Source organism: Bacillus sp. 05T22, from assembly GCF_056396765.1.
On sequence record NZ_JBFTMC010000107.1, the window covers coordinates 1 to 14,597 of the forward strand.

Consider the following 14,597-nt stretch of genomic DNA (forward strand, 5'->3'; position numbering starts at 1 on the left):
CTCCATTTCCATGCGACGAATACCCTATATATTTTGAATATTAACACAAAAAATACGTTTCGTTAAGAGATTGTTGTCACATTTTGTTAATTTCTGTTGATAAAATTAATTTGAATATGGTATTTGAAATGACTTTTTTTGCATCCTTTTCATTTCTTGCGTACAATAAGATATGAAAGGTGTGAAAAATATGGTAAATAAAAATGTGGAAGATTATCTCCAAGAAGGCATTCATGGCCAAAAGCAAAACAAACCAGAAGAACGCAATATGTACTTAGGCACATTGCGTGAGCGTGTGGAAATCGCTTTAACAATCGGTCAAGTGATGCAAAGCAATGTTTACACAGAAGTAGCTAATAGCATGCGCACTTCTCAATCATTACAACTATATGTAAACGGCAGCATCTCTTACCCACATTTATCAAAATACATTAAATTAGCAAACGAAAAAAATGTACCTTTTACAATCGTTCAAAATAAAGGTACACAAACACCAATTGGTTTAGTTCTTGCGCATAACACAGCGGTAGATAAAGAACAAGTTTATGTTGAAGATACGATTTTTAAACAAGAGATGAAATAATACACGATAATGTGACACTTCCATCACCAATCGGGCTTTTACAGGCAGTTCCTTGCTCCTCTCTGAATCTTGAGATGGGCGTCTTACTGCACGCAAATAGCGAGATAAATAAAAGGTACAGATTAGATAATAAATGTACCTTTTATTTGTATTTATTTTTTTATAAAGATTAGTTTCATCTCTGTCATTTCTTCAATCGCATATTTAATTCCTTCACGACCTGTACTACTTTCTTTGACACCGCATATAGCATGTGATCTACTCGAAAAGTTGAAATGTCTTTAATCATGAAACTGCCCATATAAATCCATTTTGATTTTTCGACATATAAGCCGCGGCTATGAATAACAAAATGGGGGGGCTGCACTCGTTTTCTCTCTTTGTTTTCACTCGGCATGGGGCAGAAAAAGGGTCTAACCGCTTCTATGCATGGCCGGATGCTCTCTCCCACCTAAAAATTAAGTTTTATGTCGGTCTTTTAATTTGTATTTATCTAATTCTAGTTCATCAATTCCACGCATTGCTTTCGTTAAACGTCTAACTTATTTTATCATTTTAACCGAGAAGACCGCCTCCTCTAAACGAAGTGAAGGTGAGGGTAGTTCAATGTAGCATTGTCCCATTACATAAAAAATATTTTCCCTACTAAAAAAAACTCTGCTAAATGCAGAGTTTACGAGCTTACTTGTTCTTGTAATGTTATTGGTTTTTCAGTTTCTGAAATTAAAATGGGAGCTGCTCGCTTTGTTACTTCTATCTGCTTGATATAGTGGCCATCCAATTCCTTAACGCAAAAATTATAATCTTCAATTTCAACAATATCACCTTCTGTAATTTCTAGGTGCTTTGTTAAAATCCATCCACCAATTGTATCAATATCATCATCATCAATAGATAAACCTAACAATACATTTACTTCGCTAACAAGTACTTTTCCTTCTAAAATTGTCTTTGTTTCACTTATGTGTTGGATTTCCGGTTTCTCATCTATATCAAATTCATCTTGAATATCGCCAACAATTTCTTCTAATATATCTTCAACTGTTACAAGACCTGCTGTTCCACCATATTCATCAATTAATATAGCGATATGTGTACGCTCTCGTTGCATTTTTAAAAACAAATCATGAATTGCAATCGATTCAATGACAAGTATAATGGGACGAATATACTGCTGCACCGTTTCTTTGCTAAAGGCACCATGTTTCACAAAATCTGTGAAAATATCTTTAAAGTTTACAAAACCGATAACATGATCCTTATCCCCATCAACAACTGGGTATCTTGTATATTTCTCATTGGACATTTTTTGCAATGCTTCTTTAACAGAAGTATCTTTATCTAAAATGTTCATCTCTGTCCGTGGGACCATAATTTCTTTTGCAATACGATCATCAAATTCAAAGATTTTATTTACATATTTAAATTCAGATTGATTAATTTCACCATTTTTATAACTTTCTGACACTAACAACCGTAATTCTTCTTCCGAATGGACTTCCTCGTGCTCTTTCGCAGTTTGTAAACCAAACATTCTTGTTACATATCGAGCAGATCCATTTAAAAGCCATATAAACGGAAAAGTAATTCGATAAAAGAAAATAAGCGGTTTAGCAACGAGTAAACTCACTTGTTCTGCCTTTTGAATCGCCAATGTTTTTGGTGCTAATTCTCCCACAACAACATGGAAAAAAGTAATGAACATAAACACTAGAATCACAGCCAAAATATCAGCAACCTGGGGAGACACTTCCCATCTTGCGAAAAGCGAATCAAACATGTGCTTTATCGCTGGCTTTCCTAACCATCCGAGTCCAAGAGCCGTAACTGTAATTCCTAATTGACAAGCTGATAAATACTCGTCTAAGTTTGTAATGACTGTTTTCACAGGAATTGCACGTTTATTTCCCTCTGCAATTAAAAAATCGATGCGTGAACTTCTTACTTTCACAATTGCAAACTCGGCCGCAACGAAAAATGCAGTTAAGGCAATTAAAACAATCACCATACTTATACTATATATGTCCAAATACGTTTCCTTACTTACGCTGTAAGCAAGGAAGCCACCTCCTAATTAATTTATTCAAGCGAAAAAGACTTTTCTTATCATCTTACAAGTTTCTACATTCGCCATCACCTTTTTATACATTATATGCATACATAAAGAGGATATTTATATTTATGATAATCTAAATATCTTCTTTCAGTCAAACTAGAATAATTGAAAAAAATAGACATTTTCCTCTCTTTTTAGAAGAATCTATATGCTCAAAAACTAATTCTCGTGAAAAAACACTTTCTTTGCCGATTCCTCACTTCTTTTGTCACCCATGCAGGGAAGAAGCTTAATACCTCGAAATAATTCAACAGGATATATATAGGAGGGATTTACCTTGGAATATAAAACACCCATTATTGCGAAAAAGTTAGGTGTTAGCCCAAAGGCAGTAGTTCGGATTGCACAACAATTGAATCTCAATATAGAAAAAAACAAATACGGTCATTTCATTTTCACTCAAGACGACTTAGATAAAATGTTAGAATATCATCGTTCTCATATAGAACAAACCTTATCTCCAGCTATAATTTCACAAGTAGAACCATCAACTGATTTTGAACAATTTGTTACACAATTAAATACAATTACACACCGTTTAAATCGTATAGAGGAAAAAATGCAAGATAAAGCAGATGATGTCGTCAATTACCAATTGCTACAACATCGCAGAGAAATGGAAGAAATGATGGATAGAATTCAAAAATTAGAAGCTGCTCTTGAGAAAAAAGAACCAATTTACATCACACCTGATATCACGCCAACATATGAACGAGAAGAAAAACCGAAACGTCGTAAAATGATTTTAAGTATATTCGGATTTTAGTTCTTTTCCAATCGTTTGTTCGCGTATGATAATTGACTCCCCCCTAGTCAATTATCATACGCTTTTTTATTTATATAAAAAGGATGTCTCATTACAAGACATCCTTTTTGTTACGATAACATCATATTCATATCTTCTGCTGCAGTTGTAATAAGTTTTAAACCAAATGTTTCTTGTAATACATCAAGCACACCAGGTGAAATAAATTCAGGGGCCTTTGGACCGATACGAATATCTTGAATCCCAAGACTAAATAGCCCAAGTAAAATGGCAACCGCTTTTTGTTCAAACCAAGATAGGACAATACTAACTGGCAATTCGTTCACTTCACATTGAAAAGCATCTGCTAAAGCTGCCGCTATTTTTATTGTAGAAATTGAATTATTACATTGCCCTAAGTCAATGTAACGTGGAATTTCCGTACCGGGTACAACACCATAATTCACATCATTAAAGCGGAATTTCCCACAAGAAGTTGTTAAAATAACCGTTTCTTGCGGAAGTGACGTTGCTAATTCACGATAGTATTCTCCGCCTTTTCCTGGGGCATCACAACCTGCGATGACAAAGAAGCGCTTAATTTTCCCTCCCTTTACTGCCTCAATAATTTCTGGAGCTAATGATAATACTGTGTTATGATGAAAACCTGTTACTAACTGTTCATCCGACTCCATATGTACCTCGGGAAGTTCTAGCGCTTTTTTAATCAATGGTGCAAAATCATCATTTTCAATTTTCCGTACACCCTCCAGGCCGGCAATATCATATGAAAAGAAGCGATCAGAGTATGATCCTTTAATTGGCATAACACAGTTCGTTGTAGCCAATATCGCACCGGTAAACTTTTCAAAAAGACGTCGTTGATCATACCATGCCTTACCAATGTTTCCTTTTAAATGTTTATATTTTTTCAGCTGTGGATATCCGTGCGCTGGTAGCATTTCAGAATGCGTATAAATATTAATTTCTTTGCCTTCTGTTTGCTTTAATAATTCCTCTAATGCAAATAAATTATGACCAGTAACAACAATTGCCTTACCTTCTACATGATTTTGTGTAATTTGAACAGGCTCTGGAACACCAAAATGATTCGTATGTGCCTCATCTAACAACTCCATCACCCGTAAAGCTGATTTCCCAACTTTCATAGCCATATCAATATGTTCTTGTTCATTAAAGTTAGAATTTGTTAATGTCATATATAACGCTTCTTGAGTTGTAGCATCTACAAATGGATCTGTATACCCATGCTGCGCAGCATGGGTACGATAAGCAGCAATTCCTTTTAACCCAAACACAATCGTATCTTGTAAACTTGCAATTGTTTCATTCTTACCGCAAACACCCATTACTTTACATCCGCCTGTTGGCGTTTGTTCACATTGATAGCAAAACATATCATCCCACCCTTTCCCAATCATTCATTACAAACTAAGCGTAATATACATTGAGAAAAAGGGATGTGATATCAATCACAATAATTTATAAAAATTTGTGACACTTCATCTTGTTAACATAATATTTTTACTGTTCTCTTTGATTAGTGCCTGCGCATGAGCATTTCCTTGAATAATATCCCGAAATTCTTTTAAGGAATACAAATGTGTTAATCCTTTCCGAGCATGAATGCGAACAGGTACCCCTTGCAATGTATCATGAAAATAAAACGGATCATCAATTGGTTCAATTGGAAAACCAAGTGTAAGTAAATACATATACATTCTTTTTGTAACAACAGCAATATACCACTCAGCTTTCATTTCTAAAGCATGAATAAATAAAATAGCTGTTAACCTTTTGAAATGTCCTCTCCCGCGCGATGTTTTCGTAATACTTAACTTTCCTATTTCATAAACATTCTTTAAACCTTTCACTAACTCATTTTCAGAAAACGGATAGAAAAACTCAGAATTAGATTGTTCAGGTGTCGTATATCGAATACACTCTACTGTACCAATAGAATGTCCTCCTTCTATTAATAAAAATCGTGATGGATTTAAATTACACTCTACAAACATTAAATCTCTCTCTTCACAAAAATCTCCCCACAGTTGCTCGAACCAAAAATGTTCTTCCTTTGTTTGAACACGCTGGAACATATTTCCCCGCCTTTCCCATCGCCGTCCTATATTTTGATAACGCTTTCACCATCTATCATATAAGAACAAATCTGCGCATGCAACTAAAAGGTATTTACTACATTATACATTCTATAAAAATTAACCATTTCCTATTCATTTTTTATATTTATATAAGGTGACAATTCCATTGTATATAATTAGAAATTACCTTTATTGTTTTATCACCTCTATGGGTATTTGATTCTACAGTACCATAAATTCACAATTATACTCCCTTCAACAATTCAATTTACTTACACAAAAAGAAACCTTTTCCATAAAGAAAGGTTTCTTTTCATGTTACAATATTTTTTAACCATTTCTCGAAAATCTGTACAAGACCATGCTTTCCAGCTAACTTTTCTTCTCCCTGCTTCGTTTTATATGGATATAATTGCAAAAAGACTCCGCAACCTGCTTCTATTTTCTTCCCATGCATATGACTGCCTGGGTATACACAAATCACTTCATGAATCGCCCTTCGGTGAAAAATACGTTTTCCATCTTGTTCTTCTACATATTTAATGGACCAATATTTGTACATTTGCTCTGTTGCTTTTGTATTTCCAACAGACTGAAAAATATTAAACATAGGACTATATTTCACCTCAACAATAATAGACGACTGGTACTCATAACGTTCCCCTTGCTTCACATAACAATCTAAACGAATGTCTGGCTTTTTCGTATCTTCTCCATTATAGAAATGACTTCCTTTACTAAGTGCAATGAGTGGGTGCGTTTCAATAAGGTCATTAAACACTACATGGATTTGAATATTTTCACGATTTAAAACAATTGTCGTACCATCCTGTAAACCATCTAAGTAAAAATAAGTTTGAATTTGTTCGCGTAATGGAATTTCATCTTTAAATTCTAACTGTTGCAATATAGAAATAATGATAAAAAATGTATAATACTCATACACTAAAAACGTTGGTTTATACACAAATAATAAAGCTGGAGATTGTTGATTATAACGTGGTAGAAACTCTAAATGATATAATAGTTGCCGATGAGTAACAGGTAAAGCATGTATAGTTATATTTGTCTTTTCAGAAATCCCTCTCCAGAATGGAGAATTTAACAAATTTTGAAAGTACAGTATAGCTTGGTGGACAATATGATTTAAAATTTTATACTCTTGTATTTTCATAGATGCTTTCCGCAAGTCTGCTTCTTTTAACAAATGAATATTTCGATATTTTTGCTTCTCCCTATCTGTTACAGACCCGTTTCTTTCAATGGTTTGCATAATTGTTTTTACTGCTTGTTGTTCCTCTTTTTTTGTATGTGTTGCTCTTTCTAATATTTCGATTGTCTTTTGTAAGAAAGCCTGTGCTTCAAGTAAATATTGATAAAATTGTTTCGTTGTAAATTTTAGAAAAGCATTCTCCAAACTATCTGTTTGTTCTATAAATCTGCGATTATAATACTTAGCGTGAGGATTTTTCTCGTTCATTATCACACTTTTCATCGTCGCTTTTCGTTCCCGTATTTCCCACTCATATCTATCGATATATCTTGTGTTCTCTTCAACTTTTTTATAAAGCTGCTTTATTTTTTTCATTTTTTGTGGCAGCATTCGAAGTAGCATTAAATAGGAAGAATCTTCAATGTCAATTAGCGTTGAGAATGTCTTTTTATAATAACCACGATCTAGCATAATTTCATTCAAAATTGATTTTACATAATTTCGAATCGTTTCAAATTGATCATCAAAAAAATTTTTAGGAACAATTTGAAATGCCCCATAGTATACCTCTTCTTCCACTTGCACCTCGAAATGATACAAACCACAACGCCAAGGATAAAAAAAATCAGTTTTTCCATGTTCATATAATAATACCTTTTGTCTTTTTTCATGCAATTCATATTGCCATTCTTTCTTATCTTTTTGCCCTTCATACACTTTATTCCACATAAAAGTAACACGGATTGGCTTTTCACAATGTAAAGTCAAACGTAATGCTTTTAATTCTTGTACTTTATAAACGCAATGAGCCATTGTGGTAGTGTGTTTACAAAGACGATTCAAAAATATAAAATCTCCTTTTCCTTCTGTTCCAATAATTAATTTTAATACGAACGGGAGCTTATCTTTTGTATCTACAATTTCCGTCTCGTGCTGCTCCTCATTTCGCATACCCATACAACTCCAATTCACGCCGTTTTTGTCTAATATAAGCTAGAGAATGTTCGAATGCGGAGACACAATTCGCAAGTGGAGATTGTAATAATGATACTAGCGATAGCCCTTTCTTTTCATCCTCACGAAGAAGTGGACCAATTGTCATTTCCGTACCACGTAATTTTGTTAAAATACGCTGTTTTACTTGTAAATCAAAGCCCTCTTCTCGGCTAATCATATAAGATTGATTATCTTTTGGAGGGATATTTTGCAAATAAGTCGCAATCGCAGCAGCGCATCGAAAAGAAACGCCTTTCGATGCGTCATGTGATGATAATACGCCATGTAATTTATCTAATAATTCTAATTCCTCTTCAAAAAACACATCAATTATCTCTTTATTTCGTAACCAATTCATACGAAACTCTCCTGTTGTTACTTGTAGGGGCGGGATTTGTATCCCTTTATTTTGCTGCATATTGATTTCACAAAATGGAATCTTTTGAAGTGTAATAAGATTTGTTCGATCCAATAAGCGATCAGATAATTCTTTCGTTGTTTCATCAAAATTCACAGTTCCGATAAAAATAATATTTTCACCAATTTCAATTTTAGGTGGAATTATATTTTCTATTTCATTTCCTTCCTCATATAAAGAAAGAATACGATTTTTCTTTTCTAATTGAAGAATAGATAAAAATGGTGTAAACCAATGTTCAATATGTGACATATTCATTTCATCAAATACAATCATATAAAGCTGATTCGGATTTTCATATGCTTTTAATAATGTCCGAATTAACTTCGTTTCACTTTCGATATATGTTCCATTTGGATGAAGGTAACCTATTATATCGTGTGGTTCTTGATAAGATGGAGAAATTGGAATCCATAACAATTCTTCTCCATACGTTAACCCTAACGCTTCTGCATATACTTGCACAAAACGTGATTTCCCGATTCCTGGGATACCAGCAAGAATCGTTAACATATTTGTTTTTACACTAATATGAAAGTTAAAAATATCCGTTGCATCTAAATACAAACCTTTATTATTGATTAAGTCCTGTACATACTGTATAAATGTAGATTCACGCTCATTCCATTCTTGGTCTTCTTTTTTCCCTTTTATGTCTACTACTTCCACCCGTTTTCCCTCTTCTGCGATTTGCTTTAGAAGTTGATCATACATATTTTCTCGTACAAAATACAAATGATCATCCGCTTTCACTTCTATATACTTGGTCCAATTATCAATTTCGATATATTTGCATTCCTTTTTTTGTTCGCAATATGCAATTGAACTAATGGATGATTTTAATGATAAATTTCCATATAATCTACCTTCATACCATAACAACTGTGGTACTTCGAAATCGTGTGGGAATTTAGGAATAAGAAAAGATAAGTACCCATTACCTAGCTTTCGCTCTAAAGATTCTCTCTTTTTATATCCTACTAATCTTGGCGAAGGGATAATCTTATATGCATCCGCGATTTCCCGTTGTTCTGTACATATTAATTCAACATACAAGTTCCCTCTTTCATAATAAAGGCGAAACAATACCAATTGTTTTTCTAACTTTTTTTTCTTTAAATCCGCAAATATTCTCTCATTTTTTTTGTTAGTATATAGTCCTTCAAACAAATATACTTCACCTTCAAATTGCGATTTCAAAATAGAAGGAATTTGTGAAAGACATTGTACAGAAAAAGTATTCTTTTTTTCCTCCTCACCTCCAACGAACTTTCCAAGAAATCTCATGTGATACATCCGCTTTATAAAACTTGGATGGAGAGCTTTATGTAGCTTCAATATACTCACCTTCTTTTTTTCATACTGTTCTTATTATATGAACTGTAAAAGAAAACTAGAAACAAAAAAACCTGACGTATACCGTCAGGTTACAAAAGTAAAACTTATATTAGTGAGAAGGGAAAGCTTTTTTCTCTTGCATAATCGCATTGTGAGCAATTTTCATTTTAGCAAGTACGTATCGTAGTTTATCCTCGGCATTTTCATCTTTATTATGTTGCAGGCCTGCTAAAGTCTCCACAGAACCAGCTAAATTCTCAATCGCTCCACGTAGTTCGGGATGATGATTAAAAAATAATTCTTGTACTAATACTTTTCGTAAATCACTTGCCAATTCCATAATTCTTAAGAGTTGTTCTTTTTCTTCCATTCTCATCCCCCCTAAACATCTTATATATTAGATATTCTGTAAATAAAATAAAATTCCTTGTATGCAAAGAAAAAAGTCCTTCAGGAGGACTTTTTTACATTTTTATATTACCTGTTACAAGCATATAAAGCGATATTACTGCTGCAACCACGATTACAACCATGACATATCTCTCCATGCCAGAAAAACAGCGATTTCCTTTTTCTTTTCGAGCAAACATATAAACAACAAGTCCAATACCATATACGATTGAAACAAGTAATAAGTTTTTTAAGCCTGCTGCATAAATCAACCATACGGAATACAATGAGGCAATTAAAGCAAGCATTCCATTTTTTAGCCTCGCACGTTTCAGTTCCTTCGTTACAWCTAATTTCAACTGATAAAGTGCTGATAATAAGTACGGAAGTAAAATAGATGTAGACGCGATAAAATACATCATTTGATACGTTGATTCCGAAAACAAAACGATAATAAACAACGTTTGTGCGACACCATTTGAAATCCATAATGCAATATGTGGTGTCTGCTTTTTATTTGTCTTCGTAAAGGCTTTCGGAAATACSCCATCTTTCCCTGCTACGTGAGAAATTTCAGAAACGAGTAAGAACCATCCAATTAATGTCCCAATAAGTGAAGCAACCAATCCAATATTAATGGCAAATGCTCCCCATGGTCCAACAACATGCTCTAATACATGGCCCATTGACGGCGTTTCTAACAGAGAAAGCTCTTGTCTTGTCATAGCCCCCATAGAAAGGACTGAGATTAAAATATAGATGGACATAACTAAAATTAATCCAACAACCGTTGCTTTTCCAACATCACGGCTGTTTTTTGCTCTTCCAGATAATACAACTGCTCCTTCCACACCGATAAATACCCAAAGTGTAACAAGCATTGTATTTTTCACTTGACCAAGGACAGAAGAAATAGAAACGGTTCCCTCACCCCAAAAATCATGTGTAAATGTATCCCAGCGAAACGCTGTAACCATAACTGCAATAAATAATAAAATCGGAACTAGTTTTCCAATTGTTGCAACAAAGTTCATAATAGACGCTTCACGAATTCCAATTAAAATAAGGAAGTGCAGCGTCCATAATAAAAGAGATGCACCAACGATGGAGGCAACGTTGTTTCCTCCTTTAAAAATAGGGAAAAAATATCCAAGTGTACTAAACAATAACATAATCGTAGCTACGTTTCCTAAAATCCCTGCAAGCCAATATCCCCATGCACTGTTAAAACCAACATATTCACCAAATCCTGTGCGCGCGTAACTATAAATTCCGCCTTCAAGCTCTGGTTTTTGTCTTGCTAACGTTTGGTATACAAGTGCAAGTGGAATCATTCCCATTGCTGTAATACACCATCCGATTATCGTTGCGCCACTATTTGCGCCTACTGCTAAATCATGCGGTAAACTAAAAACACCACCGCCAACCATTGTTCCTACTACTAATGCGATTAATGGAAAAAATCCTAATTTCTTTTCTATCGGTACCACCCCATCTGTCATTCTAGGTGTTATGTTTATCCGTTCAACTATTAAAGTCACCTTTTTCTCTAATAGATGTTTCTATTATATTTTTTCAGGAAAACATTACTTATTCTAAAAGAAAATGAGCAAAAAGGGAATACTTTTTTGAAAAAATGTATAAGTATGCACAAAAAAACCGTTCATTTTATTATGAACGGTCGATTTCCAGTCATTAAATTGTATATTTTTTTGCAAATATTAATGAATCAATCCCTCTTTTTCTAAAAATTGTTTCGCTACTCTTTCTGCACTTTTACCATTTACATTTACTTCATAATTCATTTTTCTCATATCTTCATCTGATATTTTCCCAGCAAGTTTATTTAATGTCTTTTCAAGTTCAGGATATTTATCAAGCGTTTCTTTTCTTAATAAAGGAGCTCCTTGGTAAGGTGGGAATAACCCTTTATCATCTTCTAGTACTTGGAGGCCATATTGTTCAAGTTCGCTGTCAGTAGAATAAGCATCAATAACAGTAACCTCCCCCGACTCAATTGCACCATATCGTAACTTCGGCTCCATTGTTGTTACGTTTGCAATCTGGAAATTATACAATTTTTGCATCCCTTTATAGCCGTCTTCCCGATCTGCAAACTCTAACGTAAATCCAGCCTTAACATTTGCTGCAACATTTCGTAAATCTGAGATTGTTTTCACATTATACTGCTCTGCAACTTTTCTTGGCATTGCAAGTGCATATGTATTGTTATATTCCATCGGCTTTAGCATCACCATATGATATTTCTTTTCCATCCCTAGGCGTGCTTGTTCATATACTTCTTTACGATTTGTACTTTTTGGGTCTTCTTTTACAAAAGTAGATAAAGCAGTACCTGAAAATTCAGGATACATATCAATTTCCCCTGATTTTAAAGCTTCAAAAACAAATGCTGTTTTCCCAAGTCCTGGTTTCAATTCTACATCTAAATCAGTATCTTGCTCGATCAGCTGCTTATACATTTGAATTAAAATTTCTGGTTCAGCTCCAAGCTTTCCAGCAATCACAATATCTTTCTTTTGCGTATTCCATAGAAATGGTGCAGCTATAACAACTACAATGATACATATTGCCGATATAATTCGCTTAGGAGAGCGTCCAGTGCTTTCAAACATCCGAAGTACTCCGTCAAAGAATAAAGCTAACAATGCGGCTGGTACAGCCCCTAATACGATAAGAGCATGGTCATTTCGATCTATACCGAGTAAAATAAGTTTTCCTAGCCCTCCAGCTCCTATTAAAGCAGCTAACGTAGCTGTTCCGACAATCAATACCATTGCCGTACGAATTCCAGCCATTATAATTGGCAATGCAAGAGGAAGTTCTACTCTCCATAATCTTCTAAAGCTATTCATTCCCATCGCTCTTGCTGCTTCAATAAGCGATGCATCTAACTTATGGATTCCCGTATATGTATTTCGTAAAATTGGCAATAACGCATACACAACTAGCGCGATAATTGCTGGCACCTTTCCAATACCAACAAGCGGAATTAAAAGCCCTAGTAAAGCCAATGAAGGAATTGTTTGCATAACAGCAGATGTGCCTATAATAAACTCAGCAATTCGCTCTCTTCTCGTTAACAAAATACCGAGTGGAACTGCAATCATCACCGCAAAGAATAAAGAAATAAGTGAAATTTGTAAGTGCTCAATCAGCGCACTAAGTAATTCTAATTTTCGTTCTTGAAACGTTTGTAATAATGCAGACACAGTTTACCCCCTCTCCTTCATTTGTCCAGCCAAATATGCCACAATATGACGGCTCGTTAATGTCCCCACGTATTGCCCCTCTCTTTCAATTGGGATTGCCTCTTCTGCTTCCAAACGAATCAACGCCTCTTGTAGTGAAGCATGCAGAGATAGAGATAAAACATCATTGTCTACTTTTCTATCACTCGCAAGTGACAACACATCTTCAATGCTCTTCCCTTCATACCAAGGGCGAACACGATTTCCAATAAATTCTTCTACAAAATCATTTACTGGGTTATGTATGATTCCTTCCGGTGTATCTAATTGAACGATTTTCCCTTTTCTCATCACACAAATACGATCACCAAGTGTTAACGCTTCTTGCATATCATGTGTCACGAACACAATTGTTTTTTGAATTTTTTTCTGTAATTCTACAATATCCTTTTGCAACTGTTCTCGGCTTAATGGATCTAGCGCACTAAATGGTTCATCCATAAGAACGATTTTCGGATTAGCAGCCAGTGCCCTTACCACTCCCACACGTTGCTTCTGTCCACCAGATAATTCATCAGGCATACGATTTCGATATACATCTGGATCTAATCCAACCATATCAAGTAACTCATCCACACGCTCTCGAACTTTTTCTTTACTCCATTTTCTCATTTCAGGTACAATCGCAATATTTTCAGCAATTGTCATATGAGGAAACAATGCAATTTGTTGCAAAACGTACCCGATATCCCAACGCAGTTCATGAATATTGTAATCTTGGATGTCTTTTCCATCGATAGAGATGGAACCTTCTGTCGTTTCAATTAAACGATTAATCATTTTCATCGTTGTTGTTTTTCCGCAACCACTCGGACCGATAAGGACAAAAAACTCTCCTTTTTTAATTTCTAAATGTAATGAATCYACTGCTTTTGTRCCATCTTCATAYGCTTTTGACACATGATTAAATYGAATCACARAYACAACTCCCTTATTATTGTTTCTTTCATTCTGATAGAATCTTTCCTTCTTTTCAAATGATACGCTTTTTATTCACGAAAAAAGAGCYCTYAYTTGAGCTCTAAYGRTCGAAYAATAYYGTTTTMATAATTGCWGCATATTCACGTATATATGCTTTCTTCTCTGAACGCCTTGGTGTTGGTGCCGCGAGTGACTCCATCTGCATTCCTAAACGCTTAGCAATAATTTTTGTTCGATATAGATGATATGTATTACTCACAACTACCGCGTGCATTACATGATATAAATCCATGCTAAACTTTAGATTTTCATAAGTACTTGTCGAACGATCCTCAATGAAAATACGATTCTCTTCAATTCCATGTTTTATTAAATAATTTCGCATGCTATGGGCTTCAGGGATGTCCTCATCTTCACCTTGTCCTCCAGATACAATTACTTTTGTTTCCGGATGAGAATTTAAATACATTAAGGCTACATCC

12 protein-coding genes and 1 pseudogene are annotated in these 14,597 nt (G+C 34.6%); 2 read left to right on the forward strand and 11 right to left on the reverse strand.

The genetic code is table 11. From position 1 onward, the window contains the following. Positions 1-190: 190 nt before the first annotated feature. Positions 191-583: a YueI family protein gene (locus AC1DIT_RS22840; protein WP_016132763.1), complete on the forward strand. Its 393-nt coding sequence runs from the start codon at positions 191-193 to the stop codon at positions 581-583. A 152-nt stretch (positions 584-735) separates the two neighbouring features. Here the strand turns inward: AC1DIT_RS22840 and AC1DIT_RS22845 are convergent. Together AC1DIT_RS22845 and AC1DIT_RS22850 are read right to left on the reverse strand one after the other, a co-directional pair. Beyond that, a pseudogene (locus AC1DIT_RS22845) lies at positions 736-884 on the reverse strand (aldehyde dehydrogenase family protein); the annotation flags it as partial. 372 nt (positions 885-1,256) lie between these two features. Then, the gene (locus AC1DIT_RS22850) at positions 1,257-2,591 is read right to left on the reverse strand and encodes a hemolysin family protein (RefSeq protein ID WP_033671141.1); all 1,335 of its coding nucleotides are present in this window, start codon (positions 2,589-2,591) and stop codon (positions 1,257-1,259) included. A 385-nt stretch (positions 2,592-2,976) separates the two neighbouring features. On the opposite strand from AC1DIT_RS22850, the gene AC1DIT_RS22855 reads away from it, so the two are divergent. Beyond that, on the forward strand, positions 2,977-3,465 hold the full coding sequence (locus AC1DIT_RS22855) for a polar chromosome segregation protein (RefSeq protein WP_016114735.1): 489 nt from the start codon (positions 2,977-2,979) through the stop codon (positions 3,463-3,465). 110 nt (positions 3,466-3,575) lie between these two features. Here the strand turns inward: AC1DIT_RS22855 and hcp are convergent, their stop codons facing one another. The 9 genes from hcp to AC1DIT_RS22900 all read right to left on the reverse strand — a co-directional run. Then, complete coding sequence (hcp, locus tag AC1DIT_RS22860) at positions 3,576-4,862, reverse strand: hydroxylamine reductase (protein WP_016114734.1); 1,287 nt, start codon at positions 4,860-4,862, stop codon at positions 3,576-3,578. Positions 4,863-4,967: 105 nt separating this feature from the next. After that, positions 4,968-5,564 (reverse strand): hypothetical protein, encoded by a 597-nt coding sequence (locus AC1DIT_RS22865; RefSeq protein WP_016132761.1) that lies wholly within the window; start codon positions 5,562-5,564, stop codon positions 4,968-4,970. Positions 5,565-5,880: 316 nt separating this feature from the next. Then, positions 5,881-7,731, reverse strand: a complete 1,851-nt coding sequence (locus tag AC1DIT_RS22870; RefSeq protein WP_016114732.1) for a hypothetical protein — start codon at positions 7,729-7,731, stop codon at positions 5,881-5,883. After that, positions 7,721-9,532, reverse strand: coding sequence for an AAA family ATPase (locus tag AC1DIT_RS22875; RefSeq protein WP_016114731.1), 1,812 nt, complete (start codon positions 9,530-9,532; stop codon positions 7,721-7,723). The genes AC1DIT_RS22870 and AC1DIT_RS22875 overlap by 11 nt, the downstream gene beginning before the upstream one ends. A 109-nt stretch (positions 9,533-9,641) precedes the next feature. Beyond that, positions 9,642-9,902: a hypothetical protein gene (locus AC1DIT_RS22880; RefSeq protein ID WP_016114730.1), complete on the reverse strand. Its 261-nt coding sequence runs from the start codon at positions 9,900-9,902 to the stop codon at positions 9,642-9,644. A 94-nt stretch (positions 9,903-9,996) separates the two neighbouring features. After that, positions 9,997-11,424 carry an arginine-ornithine antiporter gene (gene arcD, locus AC1DIT_RS22885; protein WP_476998425.1) on the reverse strand — a complete coding sequence of 476 codons (1,428 nt, stop codon included), beginning with the start codon at positions 11,422-11,424 and terminating at the stop codon, positions 9,997-9,999. Between the two features lie 219 nt (positions 11,425-11,643). Then, the gene (locus AC1DIT_RS22890; RefSeq protein ID WP_016114728.1) at positions 11,644-13,155 is read right to left on the reverse strand and encodes an ABC transporter permease/substrate-binding protein; all 1,512 of its coding nucleotides are present in this window, start codon (positions 13,153-13,155) and stop codon (positions 11,644-11,646) included. Between the two features lie 3 nt (positions 13,156-13,158). After that, a complete protein-coding gene (locus tag AC1DIT_RS22895) occupies positions 13,159-14,112 on the reverse strand; it encodes an ABC transporter ATP-binding protein (protein WP_476998423.1) in 954 nt (317 codons plus the stop codon). Positions 14,113-14,215: 103 nt separating this feature from the next. After that, positions 14,216-14,597 (reverse strand): YdcF family protein (locus AC1DIT_RS22900; protein WP_476998424.1); only part of this gene is annotated, 382 nt, incomplete at its 5' end.